Source organism: Hydrogenophaga sp. NFH-34, assembly GCF_021401345.1.
GTDB classification, from domain to species: domain Bacteria; phylum Pseudomonadota; class Gammaproteobacteria; order Burkholderiales; family Burkholderiaceae_C; genus Hydrogenophaga; species Hydrogenophaga electricum.
On sequence record NZ_JACBGE010000023.1, the window covers coordinates 1 to 23,135 of the forward strand.

Sequence of the window (23,135 nt, forward strand, 5' to 3'; positions counted from 1 at the left end):
CGAATCGCAGATTTGAAAGTGAACAGGAAAGTCAATGAAATCAACGATCTACCAACACCACCTCCGCGCCAGTGCTAGCTTTTCGTACCGTCACTTATTGCACTGAAAACGAGGAGACCCCGCGGCCACCTGGCGATGAGTGGCTTTATCGGGCTGGCGCTGCAGCAAATCCTGCCGGTCGGCTGGGCCTTTGGCGGGCTGTTGCTGCTGCGCGCCTGCTCGGGCCTGTTCTACGCGGCGGTGCCGGCCACCGGAGCCGCCCTGATCGCCGACCACGTGCCCCCGGGCGCGCGCACCCGCGCCCTGGCCGGCCTGGGCGCTGCCAGCGCGCTGGGGCTGATCGCCGGGCCGGGACTGACCGCGGGGCTGGCCGGCGCCGGGTTGCTGTTGCCGGTGGCCCTGCCGGCGGCGCTGCCGTTCCTGGCCTGGCTGGTGATGGCGTGGTGGCTGCCGCGCGATGCCGCTGCACCCGCCGCCGTGGTGGCGCCCCCCGCCTGGCGCGATGCCCGCCTGCGGCGCCCCGTCGCTGTCGCCTTCTGCGCCATGCTGTGCGTCAGCATCGCGCAGGTTTCGGTCGGTTTCTTCGCGCTGGACCGCCTGCACCTGGACCCCGCCGCCGCCGGGCGGACGGCCGGCATCGCCCTCACCGGGGTGGGCCTGGCGCTCGTGCTGGCGCAACTGGTGCTGCGTGCCCTGGTGTGGCCGGCCGCGCGCTGGATCGGGCTGGGCGCTGCGGTGTCGGCGGTCGGGTTCGGCTCGGTCGCTTTCGCCCAGGGGCCGCTGGCGCTCTGGCTGGGCTATTTCGTGGCCGCCTTCGGCATGGGCTGGGTCTTTCCCTCGGTGGCGGGTCTGGCGGCCGATGCCGTGCAGGCCGGCGAGCAGGGGGCCGCTGCGGGCGCCGTGGCCGCCGCGCATGGCTGGGGCATGATCCTGGGCCCGCTGCTGGGCACCGCGGTGTACGGGCTGGACATCCGGGCACCCTATGCGCTCATGGCGCTTGTCCTGGCCGGTGTCGCGCTGGGGCTGCGCCGGGCGCTCCGCTGAGCGCGGCGCGCGCGCCCGGCGGGTCAGCCGCCCTGCCGGATCGCCGCCACCGTGCGGTTCATGGCGTGGCGCACCACGTGGCTGTAGAGCCAGCGTTTCGGGCCCGACAGATTGCTGCCGTGGCGGGTGTAGAAATCGTCGGGGGCGTCGAAGCGCCCGAAGTCCTGGCGGATGCCTTCGCGCTGGATGTAGGTATCGGTTCCCCGCCAGTCCACGCCCGGGGCCTGCAGGTCGGGCGTGGCCGCGCCGTAGCCGCAGAACGCGCCCTGGTGCGTGCGAAAGCGCCGTTGCAGGGCGCCCAGGTAGGCGCTGTCGAGGATGAAGCCTTCGAGGTTCACCCACCGGCCCGCGTGCCAGACCTCCACCCAGCTGTGGATGATCTCCGGCGGCGCGAACCGGTAGGCCAGGCCGGTGATGGCGCCTTTTTGCAGCGCCTTGTCGATGGTGAAGCCGTGGAAGCGGCAGGGCAGACCCAGCGCCCGCAGCAGGGCCATCAGCAGCGTGCCCTTGGTGTTGCACTGGCCGATGCCGTCGGCCAGCACCGCCGAGGCCGGCAGCTCGTCCGACGCGTTGTAGCCGAAGGCCACTTCGTCGCGCACGAAGCCGTAGGCGGCGCCGATGCGTTCGTAGGCCGACAGCGTGCGCCAGCCGCGTTCGTTCACCAGGCGCTCGATGGCTGGGTGGTTGAAGTCCAGCAGCGGTGTGGTCGCCAGGTGCGCCGGGCCGGGGTCGGTGGTGGCCGTCATCCGGTGGCCTTTCCGGGGGCGCCGCGCAGCAGCCGCAGCCCGTTGAACACCACCAGCAGGCTGGCGCCCATGTCGGCGAACACCGCCATCCACATCGAGGCGTTGTCGGCCAGCGCCAGCACCAGGAACACCGCCTTGATGCCCAGCGCCAGCGTGATGTTCTGCCACAGCACCGTGTGCGTGCGGCGCGACAGGCGCACCGTCTCGGGCACGCGGCGCAGGTCGTCGTTCATGATCACCACCGACGCCGCTTCCACCGCGGTGTGCGTGCCGGCCTGGCCCATGGCGAAGCCGATGGACGCGGCGGCCAGCGCGGGCGCGTCGTTGATGCCGTCGCCCACCATGCCCACCGGGCCCTGGGCCGACAGCGTGCGGATGGCCTCCAGCTTGTCCTGCGGCAGCAGGTTGGCGCGCACGGCGGTGATGCCGGCCTGCGCCGCAATGGCCTGCGCGGTGGCGGCGTTGTCGCCGGTCAGCATCACCGGCGTGATGCCCAGCGCCTGCAGCTCGCCAATGGCGGCCTGCGAGCTGGGCTTGATGGTGTCGGCCACCGCGAACAGCGCCAGCACGCCGTTGTCGTCGGCCAGCAGGGTGACGGTGCGGCCTTGTTCCTCCTGCGCCCGCATGCGCGCCTCCAGCGCGGGCGAGCACTGTTGGCGTTCCTCGATCCAGCGGTGGTTGCCCAGCGCGTAGCCGCGCCCGGCGATGCGTGCCCGCACGCCCCGGCCCACTTCGGCGGCGAAGTCGTCCACGGCGCCCGTTTCCTGACGGGTCTGTTCCACCAGCCCCTGCGCGATCGCCATCGACACCGGGTGGTCGGAGCGCGCGGCGATGGCGTGCGCGATGTCCCGCACCGCCGCCGCATCGGCGCCCTCCACCAGCACCTCGTGCGCCACCAGCCGGGGCTTGCCCTCGGTGACGGTGCCGGTCTTGTCCAGCGCGAGTTGCGTCAGGCGGCGCGCTTCTTCCAGGTAGACGCCGCCCTTGATGAGGATGCCGCGCCGTGCCGCCGCCGCCAGCCCGCTGACCACGGTCACCGGGGTGGAAATCACCAGCGCACAGGGGCAGGCGATCACCAGCAGCACCAGCGCCTTGTAGACCGCCGTGCCCCAGGCCCAGCCGGCCAGCAGCGGCCCGCCGATGGCGACCGCCACCGCGATGGCGAACACGGCCGGTGTGTAGATGTTGGCGAACTGGTCCACGATGCGCTGCGTGGGCGCGCGCTTGCCCTGCGCGGCCTCCACCGCGTGGATGATGCGCGCCAGCACGGTGTCGCTGGCCGGCGCCGTCACGGCGAATTCAAACGAGCCGTTCTGGTTGATGGTGCCCGCGAACACAGCGTCGCCCGGGCCTTTTTCCACCGGCACGCTCTCGCCCGTGACCGGGGCCTGGTCCACCGCGCTCTGGCCGGCGGTGATGCGGCCGTCCAGCGGCAGGCGCTCGCCCGGCTTCACGCGCAGCGTGGCGCCCAGCGCGATGCCGGCCACCGGCTGGCGTTGCCAGCTGCCGTCGGGCTGGCGCACCTCGGCTTCGGCCGGGGCCAGATCGAGCAGGCCCTTGATGGCGTTGCGCGCGCGCTCCACGGCCCGCGCTTCGATAACCTCCGCCAGCGAATACAGCGCCATCACCATCGCGGCCTCGGGCCACTGGCCGATGGCGAAGGCGCCGGTCACGGCCACCGTCATCAGCGCGTTGATGTTGAGCTGCCCGCGCCGCAGTGCCAACAGGCCCTTTTTGAACACCGCCGTGCCGGCCAGCGCGATGGCCAGCGCCGCCACCGCCATGCCGGCCAGTTGCCAGCCCAGGGTGTCGGGCGTGAAGAAGTGCAGCAGCTCGGCCGCCACGGCCGCCACCAGCGCCGCGCCCAGGCGCCCCATCTCGCGCCGCTGCTGGCGGGCGATGTCGGCCACGCTCACGGGCTGGGCCAGCGCTTCGGTGGCAAACCCTTTGGCCTCGATCTTCTGCACCACCTCGGGCCAGACGGCTTCGGGCGCGTCCACCAGCAGGGTGCGGGCGGCCAGGTCGAAGCGCAGGCCCTGCACGGCCGCCACGCTGTCGAGCGCAGCACGGATCTGGCTCTCTTCGGCCGCGCAGTCCATGGCCGGAATGCGCAGGCGCAGGCCAGCCGCACCGTAGGGGAAAGCGGCAGCGGCGGGCGCCGCGCCGTGGGGGTGGCCGCCATGGTCGTGGCCTGCGTGATCGTGGTCCGCATGGTCGTGGTCGGCCGGGCCGTGTGCGTGCCCCGGTCCGGCGGACGTGGCCGGGGTGTCGGTGAGCGCCAGCGGGCTGGCGCAGGCGTCGCTGCCGCAACCGCAGGCGGTGTCGGCGGCAGGGGGCGCGTCGGAACGGATCGGGAAGGTTTTCATGGTGCAGCCTCGCTTCAGGGGTATTGAAAACCCTGAAGTGACTACAAGGTCAAGCCCGCCCTGGAGCCCGCCCGCAGCGGTCAGCGCGGGACGGCGTGAGGGCGGCCGCGCAGCCGTCCCCACCAGGGCCGCAGCCAGCCCCCGGCGCTGACCATGAAGATGCCCAGCAGCACCAGGGCGCTGCCCGCGAGGAAGCTCGCTTCCAGCGGTTCGCCCAGCAGCCAGATGCCCAGCAGCACGCCGAACACCGGTGTCAGAAAGGAAAACACCCCCAGCCGCGAGGCCAGGTAGTGCCGCAGCAGCCAGAACCACACCAGAAAGCTGGCGAACGACACCACCACGGCCTGGAAGGCAAAGTGGCCCAGCGTGTGCGCGTTCAGGGCGAAGTGGGACTGCCCGGTCAGCCAGGCGGCCGGCACCAGCAGCGCAAAGGCGCACAGCAGCTGGTAGAGCAGGGTTTCCGCCGCCGGCGCGGTCGACAGGGTGGTGCAGCGGATGGTGACCGTGGTGGCGCCCCACGACGCGCCGGCCAGCAGGGCCAGCAGATCGCCCAGCAGCACCGGGCCGCCCAGCGCCTGGGCGCCCGGTCCGCGCGAGAGGAAGGCGATGGCGATGCCCGCGAACGCGACCGAGATGCCGGTCCATTGCAGCGCGTCCAGCCGCTCCGAGGGCAGGCGCCACTGCAGGCCCAGGGCGGCGAACAGCGGTGCCGTGTAGAGGAACACCACCACGTGCGAGGCGTGCGTCAGCTGCAGCGCTGCGGCCACCAGCAGGTATTCGAGCGCGAACAGCGCCCCCACCACCAGGCCGGGGCCCCAGTGCGCACGCTGCAGCACGACGCGTTCGCCGCGCAGGCGCATCCAGCCCACCAGCAGCAGCGCCGCCACCGCCGAGCGCAGGCCCACCATCAGCATGGGGCTGGCCTGGCCGGCGACGGCCTTGAGCGAGATCTGCTGCAGGCTCCACAGCAGGCACAGCGAGAGCATGAGCAGGCTGGCGCGGGCGTCCAGCGGTTGGCGGGTGTCCATGAACAAAAACAGGCGATCGGCGAAAGGAGCGCCATTGTCCGCGTGGCGAGTTGGCAGCAGCCATCGATTTCCCGACAATCGATGGCGGCTTTCCGCCGTTGTGTCCTTCTGCCGCCCCACCGCCGCCCCAGACGCCATGCCGACCCCCCGCCGCGCGCCGCTGGCGCCCAGCCTGCACCAGCCGCCCTACCGCGACGCCCTGCCCGCGGCCATGGTGTTCCGCACCGCGCAGATGCCGGCGCGCGCCGTCTACCCGCAGCACCGCCATGCGTGGGGGGAGTTCGTCTATTCGTTCAGCGGCGTGATCGAGGTGGCGCTGGCCGACCGGCATTTCATGGCGCCGCCGCAGTTCGGCATCTGGCTGCCGCCGGGGGTGGAACACCGGGGTTCCAACCGGCAGGCGGCGGTGCACAGCTCGCTGTACGTCAGCCCCGAACTCTGCGGCCCGTTGCCGGCCGAGGCGGGCGTCATCGCCGTCAGCCCGCTCATGCGCGCCCTGCTCGACCACCTGCGCAGCGGTGCGGCGGCCGGCCCGGTGCTGGCGCTCAGCGCGGAGCAGCAGCGCCTGCTGCAGGTGCTGGTCGACCAGATCGGCCACGCGCGCCGCGTGGGCAGCTACCTGCCGCAGTCGGGTGACGTGGCGCTGGGGGCGCTGCTGCAATGGCTGCAGGAACACCCGGCCGACAGCCGCTCCCTGGCCGAACTGGCTGGCCAGTTCCACAGCACCGAACGCACGCTCAGCCGCCGCTGCCAGCGCGATCTGGGCATGTCGTTCGCCGAATGGCGCCAGCGCCTGCGCGTCATCAAGGCCCTGCCCCGGCTCGACGCCGGTGAGAAGGTCGAAAGCATCGCCTTCGACCTGGGCTATGCCGGCGCCTCGGCCTTCACCGCCATGTTCCGCCGCATGACCGGCCTCAGCCCCGACGAGCACCGCCGCGCCGGCCGTGCCGCCGGGCACGGCACGCTGCGTGCTTGATCCCGCGCATGACCCCACCCGCCCCGCCCCCCATGCGCCATTCCTGGCTCGACGACATGCACGCCCTCGTGGCCGGCTCCCTGTTCGTGGCGCTGGGCATGACCATGTTCGGCCACGCCGGCCTGCTCACCGGCGGCGTGGCGGGCGTGGCCTTCCTGGCCAGCTACGCCACGGGCGGGAACTTCGGCCTGTTCTTCTTTCTGTTCAGCCTGCCGTTCTTCGTGCTCTCGTGGTTCCGGCTCGGGGCCGAATTCACCTTCAAGAGTTTTGGCGCGGTGGCGCTGGTGTCGGCCTGCACCGCCGTGGCGCCCAAAGTGGTGCGTTTCGAGTTCATCAACCCCTGGGTGGCGTCGGTCGTGGGCGGTTTTCTGATCGGCTTCGGCCTGCTGGCCCTGCTGCGCCACCACGCCAGCGTGGGCGGCGTCAACATCCTGGCGCAATGGCTGCAGCAGGCCCGGGGCCTGAGCGCCGGCAAGGTGCAAATGTCGGTGGACATCGTCGTCGTGCTCGCCGCCCTGGTGGTGGTGCCGCCCGTGCGCGTGGCGCAGTCCGTGGTGGGTGCGGTGGCCATCGGTGCCATCCTCGCGCTCAACCACCGGCCGGGGCGTTATCTCGGCGTGTAGGGCCGGCGCGGAGCGCCGCCTGCGCCGGGGCCTGTCGCCTGGCAGGTCGGTGCCCGCCGTGTCCCGGCGTCCTTTTGTGCCATGCTGAGCGGCATGAACTTCGCCACCGCCCCCGATGCCGCCGTCGCCGTGCGCTGGATCGCCGCGTTCGAAGCGCTCAAGGGCACCGTGGTGCTGCTGGCGGCGTCCGGGGTGCTGACGTTCGTGCACCACGACCTGCACGCGCTGGCGGCCCGCCTGATGGCGCACGCCCACCTCAACCCTGCCGCGCACTACCCGGGCGTGTGGCTGGCCGCCATCGACCAGCTGCAGAACACCCGCGTGCTCTGGCTGGCCCTGGGCGCCCTGGCCTATGCCAGCCTGCGTTTTGCCGAGGCCTGGGGCCTGTTTTTCCGCAAAACCTGGGCCGAACTGCTGGCCGCCGGCAGCGGTGCCGTGTACGTGCCCTTCGAAGTGGCCGAACTCGTGCGGCACCCTGGTGCGCTGAGCGCCGCGCTGCTGCTCGCCAATCTGGCGGTGGTGGCGATCATGCTGCGGGCGCTGTGGCGCCGGCGCGCGGCTGGCGCGCTCTGAGCGGCCGGGTGTGACCCGGGCGGCGCCCTCACCCATTTGGGCGATGGACGGGATAGGGGGTTGCCGGTAACTTGGGCGCACCTGCTCCGCCTATTCACCCTTCCCACTGACCCCCGCTTGTCCGATGTTTCTTCCCGATACCCTCTACATCCAGGTCTTCGCCCACCGCTTCGTCGCCAGCAACATCGACTCGGGCGTCGTGCGTGAAGTTCCGCGCGATCCGCAGTCGGTGTCGCCGCGCATGCTGATCGGGGCCTTCGCGGTGGCGGCGGGGGAGCTGTCGGCGCTGGTGAAGACCGTTCGCCGCGGGCTGTGGGCGCCCGTGATGCTGAGGCACCCGATGGAGCGCATCGAAGGCGGTCTGACCGAGGTCGAGCACCGGGTGTTTCTGGAACTGGGCCGGGGTGCCGGGGCTGCGCGCGTCGGGGTGCACACCGGTGCCGTGCTGGCCGGCGACGCGGTGCGCGAGGCGATCCGCGCCTACCCACATTGAGGTGCCAAAGGCCGATTCACCCAGGCTGAGGCGGTCGGCCCCGGGGCCGCTCAGGCAAGCCTGATCGCGCCCTCGTTCAGGTAACGCTTGAACTCCGTCAACGGCATGGCGGCGACACCGTGCGTGTCGCCATCGAGCCAGCTCAGGGTGGCTTCGGTGTGGGTGGTTTCGATGTCCACCGGGCCGCACGGGATGGGGATCATGGGGCCGTCGCCGGGGCGGAATTCCACGGTGCCAACGATGTTTCCGGTCTGTGTCATGAAGGTCTCCTTGCTGTTGAAGACCATTCTGTGGCCAGTGTGGCCGCGGGACCATCAGACACCAAGCAACCGGGCGGTCAGCGGTGTCCTACGCCGGGGGTGGGCCCGGTGCAGGCGGCGCAAAGCTCAGCCGCGCGCCTTCTTCGCGATGCGGTCCCAGTCTCTCAGGGTCTGTTGCAGGCGGTTCCTGGCGTCGGTGTGGCTCTCGCGGAAGGTGGTGGTCAGGCGCTGGCGCAAAGGATCGTCGGGCGGTGGCGCGCCCAGCGCCTTGAGCCGGTCGATGACCAGCATCACGCTCTGGAAGTTGCCGGCCTGCAGCGCCAGCGTCAGGGGGGTCTGCCCGTCGGGCGCCGCATCGGACACGTCGGCGCCGTGTTCGATCATGTGCTTCACCAGGCTGGCCTTGCCGGCCGCGCAGGCCCAGTGCAGCGGCACCAGGCCGCCCTCAAGCCGCGCGTTGAAATCGGCGCCGGGCGCGAGCTGTTCCGCGGCCAGAGGCCAGCCGGAGGCTTTGATCATTTGCTGGAATTGCCAGGAAGACATGGGCGGAGCGTGTGAAGAGGGAGGGTGCCGAGCGTACGCCATGGCGTCGCTCCGGTGGGCTCCACCGGTTTCAAGCGGGGCACGGGAGGTGCCAGCCTGAACGGATGGCCCTGCATAATGAAGGGTTTTTATCATGCAACTCATAATGTTGCATGAAACAAAACAGCCAGTTGTCCGACGTGTTGCATGTGCTGCTGCACATGGCCGAGAGCGAAACGCCGCTGACGTCCGAAACCCTGGCCCTGGCCATGCAGACCCACCCGGTGGTGCTGCGCCGGCTCATGGGCGGGTTGCGCGAGGCGGGTTTTGTCGGGTCGGCCAGGGGGCATGGCGGTGGCTGGGTGCTGACCTGTTCGCTGGACCAGGTGACCCTGCGCGACGTCCACGAAGCGCTGGGCGCACCGGCGCTGGTGTCGCTGGGCTTCCGCGAAGACCGGCCCGAATGCCTGGTGGCGCAGGCGGTCAATGACGCGCTGAGCGGCGCGGTGCAGGCGGCCGAGGCCGCCCTGCTGCAACGTCTGGACGGGGTGACGCTGGCCACGCTGTCGCGCGATTTCCATCAACGCCTGTTGGTTCGCGGGGCGCACCCCCGCCGGCCCGAGGAGCACTTGCATGATCTCCATTGAATTCGCCGTCATCGGCGGCAGCTACGCCGGCATGTCGGCCGCCTTGCAACTGGCGCGGGCGCGCCGCCCGGTGCTGGTGGTGGACGCCGGCCAGCGCCGCAACCGCTTCGTCGACGAGGCCGGCGCCACGGCGCACGGCTTTCTGGGGCAGGACGGCCGCGCACCCGCTGCCATCGCGGCCGAAGCGCGCCAGCAACTGCTGGCCTACCCGAACGTGCGGTGGATCGACGGCCTGGCCGAAGACGCGCACCGCCGGCCTGATGGGCGCTTCGGCTTCCGCGTGGGCGGCACCGGGGTCAGCGCCGCGCGCCTGGTGCTCGCCACCGGCTTGCGCGACGAAATGCCGCCCGTGCCCGGACTGGCCGAGCGCTGGGGCCGCAGCGTCTTCCATTGCCCGTACTGCCACGGCTACGAGCTGGAAGAGGGCGCGATCGGCGTCATCGCCACCTCGCCCATGGCCGTGCATCAGGCCGCCATGCTGCCCGACTGGGGCCCGACCACGCTGTTTCTCAACGAGGCCTTCACCCCGTCGCCCGACGAGCTGGCCCTGCTGGCCCGGCGCGGCACGCAGATCGAGCGCACCCCCGTGGCGCGCATCGACGGTGTGGCCGACGTGGTGCTGGCCGACGGCCGCCGCTGCGCCATGGCCGGTCTGTTCGCCCAGGCGCGGGTGCACATGGCCAGTCCGGTGGCCGAACAGCTCGGTTGCGCCTTTGAACAAGGGCCCATGGGCCCGTTCATCCAGGTGGACCGCATGGGCCAGACCAGCGTGCCCCACGTGTTTGCCTGCGGCGACGCCGCCCGCGCGGCCGGCAACGTGGCGCTGGCCGTGGGCGATGGGGCGATGACCGGCGCGGCGGCACACCGCTCGGTCATGTTCTGAGACCGCGCCGCCAAAAAAAGAAGGGCGCCCGAAGGCGCCCTGCTGCGCAGGCCGGTGGCGGTGCACCGGCCGGGCGTCTGCCGGTCAGTACGGGCGGCGATCGCCGCCGGAACGGCCGCCACCCGAGCGGGATTCCATCGGGCGGGCCAGGTTGACGGTGATGCTGCGGCCCTGGACGGACATGCCGTTGAGCGCATCGATGGCGGCCTGCGCTTCGGCGGCGGTGGCCATCTCGACAAAGCCGAAGCCCTTGGAGCGGCCGCTGTCGCGGTCGATCACGACCTTGGCGGACTGGACGGTGCCGTAGCCCGAGAAATTGTGGGTCAGCGCGCTGTCGTCGACGGTATAGGGAAGGTTGCCGACATAGAGTTTTTGGGTCATGAATGCTTTCTGAAAAAGTCGAGGCGCTGCCGTACCAGATGGTCACCCATCCGGAGCAGGGCCAGGGGGGTGTGGCCGATCAGCGGTAGCGGCGTTGCGGCGCCGGGGCGCCACCCGAGCGTGGCTCGAGGTGTCGGAAGGTGATGCGACCCTTGTTCAGGTCGTAGGGCGAGAGCTCCAGCGAAACGCGGTCACCGGCCAGCACCCGGATGTGGTTCTTGCGCATTTTTCCGCCGGAATAGGCGATCAGCGTGTGCCCGTTTTCCAGCGTGACGCGGTAGCGGGAGTCGGGCAGCACTTCGTCGACCTTGCCCTGCATTTCAATCAACTCTTCTTTGGCCATGGGATGTGTCCTTGCTGTATTCGAATGGCGTTCGGGCGCTTTCGCAATGCCGGGCCCGCAAAGGCCCTGGGCGGCCGCACCGTGGAGCACGCCGGGGTTTGCCGTGGTGCACAGCCGCAGGTCACCGGACCGCAGACACGGTGGGACGCTGGGGGCTGGTGGCCCGGCAGGTTGTGGCCCGGTGGGTACGGGGCCGGTGAGGCTCGCCGAGAGAGGCTGCGGATCGCCGGCCAGGCCGGATGCCGTTTGCCGGCAGGGGATGCGGCTTGAGGAAAGCCGCGAACCGTGTCAGAGCAGGCGCGCTGCAACGGCGAGCAAGCCACAGCGCAAGCCCTCCATTGTACAGGGCTGGCATCAATCCTGCATAGCTCCCGGTACAGAGAGGCTTCGTGCACCAAATCGGTCACACGCAGCCTTGAAGACCGCTAGGGTTCCGGGCGCTGTCTGCTGGGGTGTGAAGCCAGTGCAGCGCTGTCTGGTCCGAGAGCGGTCGGCCGCGGATCGTCGTGGCTCCACGGAGGGACAAAAGCCCGGGAGATGCTTGCTGGCACACGAATCACTTGCAGTGATGTGCGCACGAGCCTCTCTGGGTTGTGTCCCTCTTGAACAGGAGCCCGCATGTCTTCGAGCCATGTCATCACCGTACCGGTGTCCGACGCTGCGATTCCCGTCGTGCTGCCGGCCGGGCCGGTGTCCCCCGCCCTTGCGGCCCCCCCTTCCCCGCCTCCCCGGCGCCGCCCGCGCTGGCTGACGGTGCGCGCCCCCATCAGCCAGCGTGCCTACTGGGTGCTGGCCGCCGTCGGCCTGCTGACGCCGCTGCTGGTGTGGGCCGCTTTCGCCGCCTTCGGCGGCATGGACCCGACCTTCCTGCCTTCACCGGCCGCCGTGGTCGCCAAGGCCTGGCTGTGGGCCACCGAATCGGGCCTGCTGGAAGACGCGGGCATCAGCATCTACCGCGTGGTCACCGGCTTCCTGATCTCGGCCGTGATCGCGCTGCCGCTGGGGCTGCTGATCGGCACCTTCCGCGCGGTGCAGGCGCTGCTGGAGCCGCTGACCGACTTCATCCGCTACATGCCGGCGGTGGCCTTCATCCCGCTGGTGATGCTGTGGATCGGTATCGACGAGGGCTCCAAGATCGCCATCATCTTCATCGGCACCTTCTTCCAGATGGTGCTGATGGTGGCCGAAGACGTGCGGCGCGTGCCGGCCGCGCAGGTCGAGGCGGCGCAGACCATGGGCGCCAACCGCCGCGAACTGATCGAAAAAGTCATCCTGCCCAGCGCCAAGCCCGCGCTGGTGGACACCTTGCGCATCACCATGGGCTGGGCCTGGACCTACCTGGTGGTGGCCGAACTCGTGGCCGCCAACTCGGGCCTGGGCTTCGCCATCCTGCGCGCACAGCGCTTCCTGCAGACCGACACCATCTTCGCCGGGATCATCGTCATCGGGCTCATCGGCCTGCTGACCGACCAGCTGTTCCGCCTTGCGCACCGCAAGGCCTTCCCCTGGCTGTATCTGAAAGGCTGATGGACATGAACACGCCCACCCCCACGCCCAAGATCCAGATCCGCGACCTGTTCAAGCGCTTCGACGGCGCGGCGCTGAACGCCCTCGAACACATCAGCCTCGACATCGCGCCCAACGAGTTCGTCACCTTCGTCGGCGCCTCGGGCTGCGGCAAGAGCACGCTGCTGCGCACCATCGGTGGTCTGGAGACCCACACCAGCGGCGAACTGCTGGTGGACGGGCAGCCGGTCGACGGGCCCGACATCCACCGCGCCATGGTGTTCCAGCACTACAGCCTGTACCCGTGGATGACGGTGGGCGAAAACATCCGCTTCTGCCGCCAGCTGGCGGCGCACACGCGCAACCGCACGTCCAGCGACGTGGAGGCCGCCTCGGGCCGGGCCGACGCGCTGCTGCGCCTGATGGGCCTGCAGGCGTCGGAACACGCCTGGCCCAACCAGCTTTCGGGTGGCATGCAGCAGCGCGTGGCGATTGCGCGTGCGCTCATGGGCCGGCCCGGCATCCTGCTGATGGACGAGCCTTTCGGCGCGCTCGACGCGCAGACGCGCGAGGTGATGCACGACCTGATCCGCCACGTGCACAAGCTCGAAAAAGCCACCGTCGTCTTCGTCACGCACGACGTGGAAGAGGCCATCTACCTCGGGGGCCGCGTGGTGCTGATGGCGCCGCGCCCCGGCCGCATCGACACCGTCTACGACGTGCCCTTCGGCGAGCAGCGCGACCAGGACCTGAAGCACGCGCCCGAATTCCTCGCGCTCAAGCGCGAAATCCTCGGCCGCATCCGCGAGACCGCGGGCATGAAGACCGACCTCGAACAACTGCAGCGCCTCTCGGGCGCGCTGGCCACCGACAGCGCCGCCGCCTGAGCCCGTTTTCCGGAGAACCCCATGAACGCCCCCCACGCGACCCCCTGGACCGAGCCCGACGTGCCGGTCGCCCCCAACCCGCCCGCCACCGCACCCGTGGACGTGCCCACCTTCTGGCCGCGGTTCCCGGCCGCCGCGCTGCAGGGCGTGGACACCGGCGCCATCGTGTGGAGCGAGGTCGTGCCCGGTGGCGGCCACTGGAGCTGGCGCATGCCGCGCGGCACCGCCATCCGCTTCGTGGCGCTGGAAGACGGCCCCAACCTCAGCCTGGTGCTGTATTCGGCGCTGGAGAAACTGGAGCGCTACAACATGCCCGACAGCCTCAAGGCGCAGCACACCGCGCACTACACGCGCGGCCACGTGCTCATGAGCGACATGGGCCGCGCCATGGCCAGCTTCACCGCCGACAGCACCGGCTGGCACGACCCGCTGGGCGCCCTGCTCGACCACGAGCGCATGACCGCCCGGTACGGCGACAAGCCCTACGCCGCCGCGCGCAACGGCATGCACCGATCGGGCAAGGACGGCCTGCTGATCGAGATCGGCAAATACGGCCTGGGCAAGCGCGACCTGATCGCGCCGGTCAACCTGTTCAGCAAGGTGCAGGTGGACGCGCAGGGCCGCTTCGTGTTCGAGCCCGGGCACGCCCCGGCCGGCAGCTTCGTGGAACTGCGCTTCGACATGGACGCGATCCTCGCCGTCTCGGCCGCGCCGCACGCGCTCGACCCGAACCCCGCGTACGCGCCGAAAAAGGTGGGCCTGGTCGCCTGGCGCTGCGGCCCGGCGCCGGCCGACGACGCGTGCCGCGCCTTCCGCCCCGAGAACGCGCGGGCGCTGCACAACACCGACATGCTGTATGCGTGACACCCCCCTGCGCCGCTTCGCGTCGTCCCCCCTCTCTGGTGCCTTCGGCTCGGAGGGGGGACCGCACCAGCCGCCCGGCCAAGCCGGTTCTGCGGTGCGTCTGGAACAGGCACCGCTGCGCGCAGACATGAGTTGAACGATCAGGAAATTTGCACCATGAACGCCATCACCGCCACCGACGTCCGCCTCCAGGAAAGCGCGCTGAATCCGGCCGACGCCGTGATCGACCAGTTCCATCCTGCGGGCGAACCCATTCTGTTCCCGCTCGACAAAGGCCAGGTCCTGCGCATCGTCGATCTGGAAGGCAACCAGGCCGCCGACGTGCTGTTCTACAACCGCGACGACCCGGCCGAGCACTACAGCGCCACCGACACCATGCTGCACCAGGGCGGCATCTACCTGACCACCGGCTCGGTCATCCGCAGCAACGACGCACGGCCCATGCTCACCATCGTCGCCGACACCTGCGGCCGGCACGACACGCTGGGCGGCGCCTGCGCGGCCGAAAGCAATACCGTGCGCTACGCGCTGCAGAAGAAGTTCATGCACAGCTGCCGCGACAACTACCTGATCGCGCTGCAACACGCCGACATTGGCCTGGGCAAGCGCGACCTGGTGCCCAACATCAACTTCTTCATGAACGTGCCGGTCACCGAAGGCGGCGACCTCAAGTTCGCCGACGGCGTGTCCGGCCCCGGCAAGTACGTGGAGATGCGCGCCGAGATGAACCTCTGGGTGCTCATCAGCAACTGCCCGCAGCTCAACAACCCCTGCAACGCCTACAACCCCACGCCCACGCGGCTGCTGGTCTGGAACCCGACATGAACCCCCCCGTTCCGTCATTCCCGCCCGTTCCGTCATTCCCGCCCGTTCCGTCATTCCCGCGAACGCGGGAATCCACGAACGAGGAAGCACCCCGCCTGTCGTGGATTCCCGCGTTCGCGGGAATGACGAGGAAGGTGTGACCCACGTCGGCAACAGCACCACGTCAGCAACAGCATCACCTCATCCAACCACATCCTCTTCTCCCGACGACGGGACGACCCGTCCGATTTCCTTGTTTGGGCAGGACGGCCTGCCACCGGAGACACCATGTTCCGCAAGGTCCTGATCGCCAACCGCGGCGCCATCGCCTGCCGCATCATCCGCACCCTCAAAGCCCTGGGCGTGCAGAGCGTGGCCGTGTATTCCGAAGCCGACGCGCAGGCGCGCCACGTGCGCGAGGCCGACGAAGCGTATTTGCTCGGCCCCGCGCCCGCCGCCGAGAGCTACCTCAAGGCCGAGCGCATCCTGCAGATCGCCCAGGACTGCGGCGCCGAAGCCATCCACCCTGGCTACGGTTTCCTGTCCGAGAATCCCGGCTTCGCCCAGGCCTGCGAAGACGCAGGCATCGCCTTCATCGGCCCCACGCCCGCGCAGATGCGCGCCTTCGGCCTGAAGCACACGGCGCGCGATCTGGCCGAACAACGCGGCGTGCCGCTGTTGCCCGGCACCGGCCTGCTGGCCGACGCGGCACAGGCCCGCGCCGAAGCCCTGCGCATCGGCTACCCGGTCATGCTCAAGAGCACGGCGGGCGGCGGCGGTATCGGCATGCGCCTGGTGTGGAGCGAAGACGAACTCAGCGACGCCTTCGCCTCGGTGCAGCGCCTGGCCAGCGCCAACTTCAAGGACGCCGGCCTGTTCCTCGAAAAGTACGTCGAGCAGGCGCGCCACATCGAGGTGCAGGTCTTCGGCGACGGCGCCGGCACGGTGCTCGCGCTGGGCGAGCGCGACTGCTCGGTGCAGCGCCGCAACCAGAAGGTGATCGAAGAGACGCCCGCGCCGGGCCTCACCGACGTGCAGCGCAGCGAGCTGCACGCCACCGCGGTGCGGCTCGCGCAGGCGGTGAACTACCGCTCGGCCGGCACGGTGGAGTTCGTCTACGACGCCGCCACCGGGGCCTTCTATTTCCTGGAGGTCAACACGCGCTTGCAGGTGGAGCATGGCGTGACCGAGCAGGTCACCGGTGTCGACCTGGTCGAATGGATGGTGCGCCTCGCGGCCCACGACCTGCCGCCGCTGGCCACGCTCGCGCCCACGCCGCAGGGCGCTTCCATCCAGGTGCGGCTGTACGCCGAAGACCCGGCCAAGAACTTCCAGCCCAGCGCCGGTCTGCTGACCGAGGTGGTGTTTCCATCGGATGCACGGGTCGACGGCTGGGTCGAGCGCGGCACCGAGGTGCCCGCCTGGTACGACCCCATGCTGGCCAAGCTCATCGTCACCGCGCCCGACCGCGAGCAGGCGCTGGCGAAGCTGGACGCGGCGCTGGCCGCCACGCGCCTGGCCGGCATCGAGACCAACCTGGGCTACCTGCGCCAGGTGGTGCGCGACCCGGTGTTCCGCACAGGCCGGCAGGTCACGCGTTTTCTCAACAGCTTCCACTTCCGCCCCGCCACCGTCGAGGTGGTCGAGCCCGGCGTGCAGACCAGCGTGCAGGACTGGCCCGGCCGCCTGGGCCACTGGGACGTGGGCGTGCCGCCCAGCGGCCCCATGGACGCGTACGCGCACCGCATGGCCAACCGGCTGGTGGGCAACGACGCCGACGCGGCCGCGCTGGAGATCACGCTGTCGGGCCCCACGCTGCGCTTCAACGCCGACGCGGTGATCGCCGTGACCGGCGCGCCCGCTCCCGTCATGCTGGACGGCGCGCCGCTGCCGATGTGGCAAAGCCACCGCGTGGCCGCCGGCAGCGTGCTCGCCATCGGCCGTGCCGAGGCTGGCGCGCGCCTGTGCCTGGCCGTGGGCGGCGGCTTCGACGTGCCGCTCTACCTGGGCAGCCGCAGCACCTTCACTCTCGGCCAGTTCGGCGGCCACGCCGGCCGCCACCTGCGCACCGGCGACGTGCTGCACCTGGCCGCGCCCGGCGCCGGCACGGCGGACGTGAGCGCATCCGGCGACACCGTGCCCGCCTTCGGCCACCACTGGGACGTGGGTGTGCTCTACGGCCCGCACGGCGCGCCCGACTTCTTCACGCCCGACGACGTGGCCACCTTCATCGCCACCGACTGGGAGGTGCACTACAACTCCAGCCGCACCGGCGTGCGCCTGATCGGCCCCAAGCCGCAGTGGGCGCGCAGCGACGGCGGCGAGGCGGGCCTGCACCCGTCCAACATCCACGACAACGCCTACGCCATCGGCGCCATCGACTTCACCGGCGACATGCCGGTCATCCTCGGCCCCGACGGCCCCAGCCTCGGCGGCTTCGTCTGCCCGGCCGTGGTGGTGGACGCCGAACTCTGGAAGCTCGGCCAGCTGCGCCCCGGCGACACGGTGCGCTTCCACCGCCTCTCGCTCGATCAGGCGCTGGACCGCAGCGCCACCGTCGAAGCCGCGCTGGCCACGCTCAAACAGGCCCTGCCCGCCGCGCCGGCCGACGACGCCACCGCCCACCCCACGCCGGTGGTGCACGAGGACCCCGCACGCGAAGACGAGGCCGTGCCCGCCATGGTGGTGCGCCAGGCCGGCGACCGTTACCTGCTGGTCGAGTTCGGCCCGCTGGTGCTGGACATCGAACTGCGCCTGCGCGTGCACGTGCTCATGCAGGCGCTGCAAGCGCGCATCGAGGCCGGCACCCTGCCCGGCATCGTCGACATGACGCCCGGCATCCGTTCGCTGCAACTGCACTTCGACCCTTCGAAGGTCTCGCGCGCCGAGCTGCTCAAGGTGCTGGTCGAGGCCGAGGCCGCGCTGCCCGCGGTCGACGACATGGTCGTGCCCAGCCGCGTGGTGCATCTGCCGCTGAGCTGGGACGATCCTCAGACGAAGCTCGCCATTCAGAAGTACATGCAGTCGGTGCGGCCCGACGCGCCCTGGTGCCCGAGCAACATCGAGTTCATCCGCCGCATCAACGGGCTGGACAGCATCGACGACGTGTTCAAGGTCGTGTTCGAAGCGAGCTACCTCGTGCTCGGCCTGGGCGACGTCTACCTGGGCGCGCCGGTGGCCACGCCGGTGGACCCGCGCCACCGCCTGGTGACCACCAAGTACAACCCCGCGCGCACCTGGACGCCCGAGAACGCCGTGGGCATCGGCGGCGCCTACCTCTGCGTCTACGGCATGGAAGGCCCCGGCGGTTACCAGTTCGTCGGCCGCACGCTGCAGATGTGGAACCGCTGGCGCCACGGTGAGCCGGGCTCGGTGTTCGAGCAGCCCTGGCTGCTGCGCTTCTTCGACCAGATCCGTTTCGTGCCGGTGGCGCAGGACGAGCTGCTGCGCATCCGCGCCGCCTTCCCGCACGGCGGCTACGCGCTGCAGATCGAAGAGACCACCTTCAGCCTGCGCGGCTACCGCCGCTTCCTGGCCGAGAACGCGCCCAGCATCGGCGCCTTCAAGGCGCAGCAGCAGGCCGCCTTCGACGCCGAGCGCGAACGCTGGGCCGCGAGCGGACAACTCACCTACGCGGGCGACGCCGACGTGGCCGCGGCCGACGCCAGCGTCGAGCTGGACCTGCCGCCCGGCGGCCGGCCGCTGGCCAGCAGCGTGCCCGGCAGCGTGTGGAAGGTGCTGGTCAGCGAAGGCCAGCGCGTTGCGGCCGGCGACGTGCTGCTCGTCGTCGAGTCCATGAAGATGGAATTCAGCGTGCTCGCGCCGCAGGACGCCACCGTGCACCGCCTCATGTGCCGCGAAGGCGCGCCCGTGGCCGCCGGCCAGGACGTGCTGGTGCTGGTCACCGAAGACTGAACGCGAACCGAACAGAAACCCCGGAGCACACCATGCCCCTGAACCTTGAAGACCTGTCCTTCGACCTCGCCAGCCTGCGCGCCGCCTACGCCGCCGGCACCCCCGTGCGCGCCGTCATCGCCGAAGCCATGCGCCGCTGCGCCAGCGACGCGCACCACGCCTTCATCCACCGCCTGACCGACGCGGAGATCGAGCCCTACGTCGCCCACCTCGACGGCGTGGACCCGGCCAGCCTGCCGCTCTACGGCGTGCCGTTTGCGATCAAGGACAACATCGACCTCGCGCACATCCCCACCACCGCCGGCTGCCCCGAATACGCCTACACCCCCACGCAGAGCGCCTTCCTCGTGCAGCAGCTCATCGCGGCCGGCGCCGTGCCGCTGGGCAAGGCCAACCTCGACCAGTTCGCCACCGGCCTCAACGGCACGCGCTCGCCCTACGGCGCGTGCCGCAACGCCTTCAACCCAGAGTTCGTCTCCGGCGGCTCCAGCAGCGGCTCCGCCGTGAGCGTGGCCAAGGGCTGGGTCAGCTTCTCGCTGGGCACCGACACCGCCGGCTCGGGCCGCGTGCCCGCCAGCTTCAACAACCTCATCGGCCTCAAGCCCAGCCTCGGCCTGCTCTCCGCCACCGGCGTGGTACCGGCCTGCCGGTCGGTGGACACCGTGTCCATCTTCGCGCTCACCGCGGCGGACGCGCAGGCCGTGCTCGCGGTGGCCGCCGTGCCCGACGCAGCCGACGCCTTCAGCCGCGCGGCCAAACCCTTTGGCGTGGACTTCTCGGCCGGCCCGTTCCGCTTCGGCGTGCCGCGCCCGCAGGACCTCGCTTTCTTTGGCAACGACGCGGCCATCGGGCTCTTCGCGCAGAGCATCGAACGCCTGCACGCCCTCGGCGGCACCGCCGTCGAGGTGGACCTCACGCCCTTCCTCGAAGCCGCGCGCCTGCTCTACGAAGGCCCCTGGGTCGCCGAGCGCTACGTCGCCATCCAGGACTTCATCGAAGCCCAGCCCGAGGCCGTGTTCCCGCCCGTGCGCAGCATCATCCAGGGCGGCAAAGCCAAGACCGCCGCTGACGCGTTCGCGGCCAGCTACAAGCTCAAGGCCCTCAAGCGCGTCTGCGACGCCGTGTGGCAAGACGTGGACTGCCTGCTCACGCCCACGGCCGGCACCATCTACCGCATCGCCGACATGCAGGCCGACCCGATCCGCCTCAACAGCAACCTGGGCTACTACACCAACTTCATGAACCTGCTGGACTACGCCGCCGTCGCGGTGCCCGCGGGCTTGCAGGCCAGCGGCGACGCGCAAGGCCTGCCCTGGGGCGTGACCCTGGCCGCGCCCGCGTTCAAGGACGTGCCGCTGCTGCGCCTGGCCGACCGCTTCCACCGCGCGCAGGCGCTGTCACTCGGCGCCACCCCCGCCACGCTGGCCGACACCCCCGCCATCAGCGCCACCGACCTGCCCAAAGGCAGCAACACCGCCGGCACCGTCAAGGTCGCCGTCTGCGGCGCCCACCTCAGCGGCCTGCCGCTCAACTGGCAACTCACCCAGCGCGGCGCGCGCCTGCTCGGCGCGGTGCAGTCCGCGCCCGAATACAAGTTCTACGCATTGGCCGGCGGCCCGGTCCAGCGGCCCGGCATGGTGCGCGTCAAAGAAGGCGGCGCCGCGATTGAGATGGAAGTGTGGGAACTGCCCGCCGAAAACTTCGGCAGCTTCGTCGACGGCATCCCCGCCCCGCTGGGGATTGGCAAGGTCAAGCTGGCAGATGGGTCTTGGGTGAGCGGGTTTGTGTGTGAGGCGGTTGGGGTCGAGGGAGGGACCGAGATCACTGCGCTGGGGAGCTGGCGGGCTTGGTTGACGAAGCAGGGCTGAAGTTCGTTGCTCGCCATTTGCTCGATTGACCGAGATGCAGCGATTGATTTCAGCGATGCGTGCACACTCGCTGGGCGTTCATCTACAGAATGCAGTCATTCACAGTGGGCAGCGGTCCTGATCAAGGCACAGGCGCTCAAGGTGTAGGACCACGGGATGATGATCGACGGGATCGATGTCACCGCTCGTTCAACAACCCACAACATATAGAACAACCGACACCGGCAGTTATGGAGGGTGTTCGTTTAGACGGATGAAGCAATCGACCGCTGCGAGAGTGAGGACCCTCTTGAATCGCTTGCCGACGCGCATCGGGTCGAGTCTGGTTCTGCTCTGGGCTTCTGAGGGAGGACAAACGATTGACGATCGATATGTTTGTTACACTGCCGATGGAGCCTCAGGAAGAATTTTTTGGCCTGTATCGGGCTGAGTGAAATCAACGTTGGGTGGATTGCTCCCGGCGTATCTTCCAGTATTCATCGCTGTCAATCTGCGATGCCTAATGAGTTCCTGGGGCTCCACCTACAAGATGCGAAAAATTGAAGCACTGAAATCTGTCAAGTCTATCAACGGCCTTGCAGATCTTCTTGGTTTTAAAGCTAGCGCGCTTGGCTATATTCTGTTCAAGCTTCCAGATGCACAGAAATACAATTCCTTTACCATCCCCAAGCGAAGTGGCGGCAGGAGGTCGATCTCGGCCCCTGTGCCTCGCTTGATGCTTTTGCAGAAGAAGATTTCTACTCTTCTCAATGATTGTCTAGCGGAGATAGAGGGGAAACTATCTTCGCCCGCTCACGGATTCAAACTAGGACGATCAATTTTTACCAATGCCGCTCATCATCGCGGGCGGCGTTACGTGCTTAATCTGGACCTCAAGGATTTTTTTCCATCAATCCATTTTGGAAGAATTGCCGGTTATTTTGAGAAGAGCAGGGACTTCGGATTGGATCCGAAGATTGCAAGAATTTTGGCAAACGTTCTTTGTCATAAATCATCACTGCCGCAGGGTTCGCCTAGCTCTCCTGTAGTCTCTAATCTGCTTGCGCGGATGCTTGACATCCACCTTGCGAAGTTGGCGAAGCGAAATAGACTCACATACACACGGTATGCCGATGATTTGACCTTCTCGACAAACTTGAACGTTTTTCCGGAGGCTGTGGCAAAGCGGGTCTCAGAACACGTATGGCAGCTTGGTCCTGAGTTGATTTCGACAATTGGAAGTTGTGGCTTCAGCATCAACGATCTAAAGACTCGAATGCTATACAGGTCGTCGAGGCAAGAGGTCACTGGACTTGTTGTAAACGATAAGGTAAGCGTTCCAGTTGAGTACCGGCGCTGGGCGCGTGCAGCCGTCGCACGATTGGTGAAAACAGGGGCTTATTTCAAGCCTACGCCAAAGGGATTCATTGGACCACAGCCTGCCACTCCAGATGCTGGATCGCTCGATCACCTAGAGGGATGCCTCTCACATATCTATAACGCGCACAGGTTCCAGCGTAGTCAGGCGGCATTGGGCAGAGCATTGCACCACGCTCCCGATGAATTGAATTCGGATGAACACGTGTATCGGCGCTTCCTCTTTTACACGAAGTTTTATGTTCCTGAAAAACCAGTCATCGTGTGTGAAGGCGAAACAGACTCGATTTACATTGCGGCTGCTATTTCTGCAATGGGTGGTTACTATCCTGATTTGATAGATGCGAAGCTAAAGCCGGGTGAGCAAAATAGATTTAATGTGCGATTTTTTAAGCACAGCTCCATAGCGGGGCGACTCTTGGAGCTGAACGGTGGAACTGACGCGCTAAAGAATTTCTGTCGCATTTACGTTGATCAGACAAAAAAATTTAAAGGTGGACTCCTTTCCCAGCCGACCATAGTGATTGTCGATAACGACAAGGCCGGACGTGATGTCGTTAACTACGCGAAGGGCATCGCCAAGAATCAAGGACTTCCTGCTATCAAAGGCCTCAATTACGTATTCACTCGTCCAAATCTTTATGTGGTTTCGATTCAATCACCTGCGAACGCACCGGATTGTGTTATCGAGGATCTATTTCCTGCCCATCTTTTAAATACCAAGTTGGGTGGTAAAGTCTTGACGCTTAGTAATCAGAAAGTCGGCGACAATGAGTATGGAAAAATGTATTTTGCTAAGCATGTTGTTCCACATGCTGACCCAAAAGACTTCTCGGGATTCTCCCAATTGCTAGACACGTTGGTGGAGGTAATTGCGGATTTTTCGAGCAGAGTCCAAGTGCAGCCTGCGACAAAAAAAGCATGACTGAGAAGTGAAGGATTTTGTCTCAATCCTATTTAGGTTGAATGTTTGCTGGCGCCATGAATTCAGCCAATCCGACCTTCTCATTTCGAATGCGAGTCCTCTGATCTTGGGGCCTCTCACGTACC

At 68.3% G+C, this 23,135-nt stretch carries 21 protein-coding genes and 1 riboswitch; of the genes, 14 read left to right on the plus strand and 7 right to left on the minus strand.

The features are described from left to right. Positions 1 to 135: 135 nt before the first annotated feature. Positions 136 to 1,044 carry an MFS transporter gene (locus L0977_RS19515; protein WP_234266535.1) on the plus strand — a complete coding sequence of 303 codons (909 nt, stop codon included), beginning with the start codon at positions 136 to 138 and terminating at the stop codon, positions 1,042 to 1,044. Positions 1,045 to 1,067: 23 nt separating this feature from the next. Here the strand turns inward: L0977_RS19515 and L0977_RS19520 are convergent, their stop codons facing one another. From L0977_RS19520 to L0977_RS19530, 3 genes are all read right to left on the minus strand, one after another. Then, complete coding sequence (locus L0977_RS19520) at positions 1,068 to 1,790, minus strand: transglutaminase-like domain-containing protein (protein ID WP_234266536.1); 723 nt, start codon at positions 1,788 to 1,790, stop codon at positions 1,068 to 1,070. Continuing rightward, a complete protein-coding gene (locus tag L0977_RS19525; protein ID WP_442786654.1) occupies positions 1,787 to 4,156 on the minus strand; it encodes a heavy metal translocating P-type ATPase in 2,370 nt (789 codons plus the stop codon). Before L0977_RS19525 ends, L0977_RS19520 begins: the two co-directional genes overlap by 4 nt. Positions 4,157 to 4,236: 80 nt before the next feature. Next, positions 4,237 to 5,184 carry a DMT family transporter gene (locus tag L0977_RS19530; protein WP_234266537.1) on the minus strand — a complete coding sequence of 316 codons (948 nt, stop codon included), beginning with the start codon at positions 5,182 to 5,184 and terminating at the stop codon, positions 4,237 to 4,239. 136 nt (positions 5,185 to 5,320) lie between these two features. Here L0977_RS19530 and L0977_RS19535 point away from each other — a divergent pair, with 136 nt between their 5' ends. From L0977_RS19535 to L0977_RS19550, 4 genes are all read left to right on the plus strand, one after another. Continuing rightward, on the plus strand, positions 5,321 to 6,160 hold the full coding sequence (locus L0977_RS19535; RefSeq protein WP_234266538.1) for an AraC family transcriptional regulator: 840 nt from the start codon (positions 5,321 to 5,323) through the stop codon (positions 6,158 to 6,160). Between the two features lie 8 nt (positions 6,161 to 6,168). Continuing rightward, on the plus strand, positions 6,169 to 6,783 hold the full coding sequence (locus L0977_RS19540) for a YitT family protein (RefSeq protein ID WP_234266539.1): 615 nt from the start codon (positions 6,169 to 6,171) through the stop codon (positions 6,781 to 6,783). Between the two features lie 93 nt (positions 6,784 to 6,876). After that, positions 6,877 to 7,356, plus strand: a complete 480-nt coding sequence (locus L0977_RS19545) for a DUF2127 domain-containing protein (RefSeq protein ID WP_234266540.1) — start codon at positions 6,877 to 6,879, stop codon at positions 7,354 to 7,356. Positions 7,357 to 7,480: 124 nt separating this feature from the next. Further along, positions 7,481 to 7,849, plus strand: coding sequence for a hypothetical protein (locus tag L0977_RS19550; protein ID WP_234266541.1), 369 nt, complete (start codon positions 7,481 to 7,483; stop codon positions 7,847 to 7,849). A 50-nt stretch (positions 7,850 to 7,899) separates the two neighbouring features. Here the strand turns inward: L0977_RS19550 and L0977_RS19555 are convergent, their stop codons facing one another. After that, positions 7,900 to 8,109, minus strand: coding sequence for a hypothetical protein (locus tag L0977_RS19555; RefSeq protein WP_234266542.1), 210 nt, complete (start codon positions 8,107 to 8,109; stop codon positions 7,900 to 7,902). 126 nt (positions 8,110 to 8,235) lie between these two features. Next, complete coding sequence (locus L0977_RS19560) at positions 8,236 to 8,652, minus strand: ankyrin repeat domain-containing protein (RefSeq protein ID WP_234266543.1); 417 nt, start codon at positions 8,650 to 8,652, stop codon at positions 8,236 to 8,238. Between the two features lie 152 nt (positions 8,653 to 8,804). Here L0977_RS19560 and L0977_RS19565 point away from each other — a divergent pair, with 152 nt between their 5' ends. Together L0977_RS19565 and L0977_RS19570 are read left to right on the plus strand one after the other, a co-directional pair. Beyond that, complete coding sequence (locus tag L0977_RS19565) at positions 8,805 to 9,278, plus strand: Rrf2 family transcriptional regulator (RefSeq protein ID WP_234266544.1); 474 nt, start codon at positions 8,805 to 8,807, stop codon at positions 9,276 to 9,278. Beyond that, positions 9,265 to 10,161, plus strand: coding sequence for an NAD(P)/FAD-dependent oxidoreductase (locus L0977_RS19570; RefSeq protein WP_234266545.1), 897 nt, complete (start codon positions 9,265 to 9,267; stop codon positions 10,159 to 10,161). The genes L0977_RS19565 and L0977_RS19570 overlap by 14 nt, the downstream gene beginning before the upstream one ends. Before the next feature lie 84 nt (positions 10,162 to 10,245). Here L0977_RS19570 and L0977_RS19575 read toward each other — a convergent pair whose 3' ends face one another. Both L0977_RS19575 and infA read right to left on the minus strand, forming a co-directional pair. Further along, positions 10,246 to 10,542 carry an RNA recognition motif domain-containing protein gene (locus L0977_RS19575; RefSeq protein WP_234266546.1) on the minus strand — a complete coding sequence of 99 codons (297 nt, stop codon included), beginning with the start codon at positions 10,540 to 10,542 and terminating at the stop codon, positions 10,246 to 10,248. 79 nt (positions 10,543 to 10,621) lie between these two features. Continuing rightward, positions 10,622 to 10,885 carry a translation initiation factor IF-1 gene (gene infA / locus L0977_RS19580; RefSeq protein ID WP_234266547.1) on the minus strand — a complete coding sequence of 88 codons (264 nt, stop codon included), beginning with the start codon at positions 10,883 to 10,885 and terminating at the stop codon, positions 10,622 to 10,624. Between the two features lie 414 nt (positions 10,886 to 11,299). Beyond that, a riboswitch (guanidine-I (ykkC/yxkD leader) is annotated at positions 11,300 to 11,424 on the plus strand. Positions 11,425 to 11,503: 79 nt separating this feature from the next. Between infA and L0977_RS19585 the strand changes: the two genes are divergently transcribed. The 7 genes from L0977_RS19585 (at position 11,504) to L0977_RS19615 (ending at position 23,010) form a co-directional block, all read left to right on the plus strand. Next, positions 11,504 to 12,412, plus strand: coding sequence for an ABC transporter permease (locus L0977_RS19585; RefSeq protein ID WP_234266548.1), 909 nt, complete (start codon positions 11,504 to 11,506; stop codon positions 12,410 to 12,412). Positions 12,413 to 12,417: 5 nt separating this feature from the next. Next, entirely contained in the window at positions 12,418 to 13,278 is an 861-nt protein-coding gene (locus tag L0977_RS19590) for an ABC transporter ATP-binding protein (RefSeq protein ID WP_234266549.1), read from the plus strand. Between the two features lie 21 nt (positions 13,279 to 13,299). After that, entirely contained in the window at positions 13,300 to 14,142 is an 843-nt protein-coding gene (locus L0977_RS19595; protein WP_234266550.1) for an urea amidolyase associated protein UAAP1, read from the plus strand. A 156-nt stretch (positions 14,143 to 14,298) separates the two neighbouring features. Beyond that, positions 14,299 to 14,967, plus strand: coding sequence for an urea amidolyase associated protein UAAP2 (locus tag L0977_RS19600; RefSeq protein ID WP_234266551.1), 669 nt, complete (start codon positions 14,299 to 14,301; stop codon positions 14,965 to 14,967). A gap of 267 nt (positions 14,968 to 15,234) precedes the next feature. Then, positions 15,235 to 18,861, plus strand: coding sequence for an urea carboxylase (gene uca, locus L0977_RS19605; protein ID WP_234266552.1), 3,627 nt, complete (start codon positions 15,235 to 15,237; stop codon positions 18,859 to 18,861). A 32-nt stretch (positions 18,862 to 18,893) separates the two neighbouring features. Then, a complete protein-coding gene (gene atzF, locus L0977_RS19610; protein WP_234266553.1) occupies positions 18,894 to 20,729 on the plus strand; it encodes an allophanate hydrolase in 1,836 nt (611 codons plus the stop codon). Positions 20,730 to 21,231: 502 nt separating this feature from the next. After that, positions 21,232 to 23,010, plus strand: a complete 1,779-nt coding sequence (locus L0977_RS19615) for a retron Ec67 family RNA-directed DNA polymerase/endonuclease (RefSeq protein WP_234266554.1) — start codon at positions 21,232 to 21,234, stop codon at positions 23,008 to 23,010. Positions 23,011 to 23,135: the final 125 nt, after the last annotated feature.

Bases quoted from the DNA above. Each gene is read 5' to 3' on its own strand.
- L0977_RS19555 (WP_234266542.1), bottom strand. From the start codon at position 8,109: ATGACACAGACCGGAAACATCGTTGGCACCGTGGAATTCCGCCCCGGC.
- L0977_RS19540 (WP_234266539.1), top strand. From the start codon at position 6,169: ATGACCCCACCCGCCCCGCCCCCCATGCGCCATTCCTGGCTCGACGAC.
- L0977_RS19515 (WP_234266535.1), top strand. From the start codon at position 136: ATGAGTGGCTTTATCGGGCTGGCGCTGCAGCAAATCCTGCCGGTCGGC.
- L0977_RS19535 (WP_234266538.1), top strand. From the start codon at position 5,321: ATGCCGACCCCCCGCCGCGCGCCGCTGGCGCCCAGCCTGCACCAGCCG.
- L0977_RS19565 (WP_234266544.1), top strand. From the start codon at position 8,805: ATGAAACAAAACAGCCAGTTGTCCGACGTGTTGCATGTGCTGCTGCAC.
- L0977_RS19525 (WP_442786654.1), bottom strand. From the start codon at position 4,156: ATGAAAACCTTCCCGATCCGTTCCGACGCGCCCCCTGCCGCCGACACC.
- L0977_RS19615 (WP_234266554.1), top strand. From the start codon at position 21,232: ATGAGTTCCTGGGGCTCCACCTACAAGATGCGAAAAATTGAAGCACTG.
- L0977_RS19520 (WP_234266536.1), bottom strand. From the start codon at position 1,790: ATGACGGCCACCACCGACCCCGGCCCGGCGCACCTGGCGACCACACCG.
- L0977_RS19590 (WP_234266549.1), top strand. From the start codon at position 12,418: ATGAACACGCCCACCCCCACGCCCAAGATCCAGATCCGCGACCTGTTC.
- L0977_RS19585 (WP_234266548.1), top strand. From the start codon at position 11,504: ATGTCTTCGAGCCATGTCATCACCGTACCGGTGTCCGACGCTGCGATT.
- atzF (WP_234266553.1), top strand. From the start codon at position 18,894: ATGCCCCTGAACCTTGAAGACCTGTCCTTCGACCTCGCCAGCCTGCGC.
- L0977_RS19600 (WP_234266551.1), top strand. From the start codon at position 14,299: ATGAACGCCATCACCGCCACCGACGTCCGCCTCCAGGAAAGCGCGCTG.
- L0977_RS19550 (WP_234266541.1), top strand. From the start codon at position 7,481: ATGTTTCTTCCCGATACCCTCTACATCCAGGTCTTCGCCCACCGCTTC.
- uca (WP_234266552.1), top strand. From the start codon at position 15,235: ATGTTCCGCAAGGTCCTGATCGCCAACCGCGGCGCCATCGCCTGCCGC.
- L0977_RS19595 (WP_234266550.1), top strand. From the start codon at position 13,300: ATGAACGCCCCCCACGCGACCCCCTGGACCGAGCCCGACGTGCCGGTC.
- L0977_RS19560 (WP_234266543.1), bottom strand. From the start codon at position 8,652: ATGTCTTCCTGGCAATTCCAGCAAATGATCAAAGCCTCCGGCTGGCCT.
- L0977_RS19545 (WP_234266540.1), top strand. From the start codon at position 6,877: ATGAACTTCGCCACCGCCCCCGATGCCGCCGTCGCCGTGCGCTGGATC.
- L0977_RS19530 (WP_234266537.1), bottom strand. From the start codon at position 5,184: ATGGACACCCGCCAACCGCTGGACGCCCGCGCCAGCCTGCTCATGCTC.
- L0977_RS19570 (WP_234266545.1), top strand. From the start codon at position 9,265: ATGATCTCCATTGAATTCGCCGTCATCGGCGGCAGCTACGCCGGCATG.
- infA (WP_234266547.1), bottom strand. From the start codon at position 10,885: ATGGCCAAAGAAGAGTTGATTGAAATGCAGGGCAAGGTCGACGAAGTG.
- L0977_RS19575 (WP_234266546.1), bottom strand. From the start codon at position 10,542: ATGACCCAAAAACTCTATGTCGGCAACCTTCCCTATACCGTCGACGAC.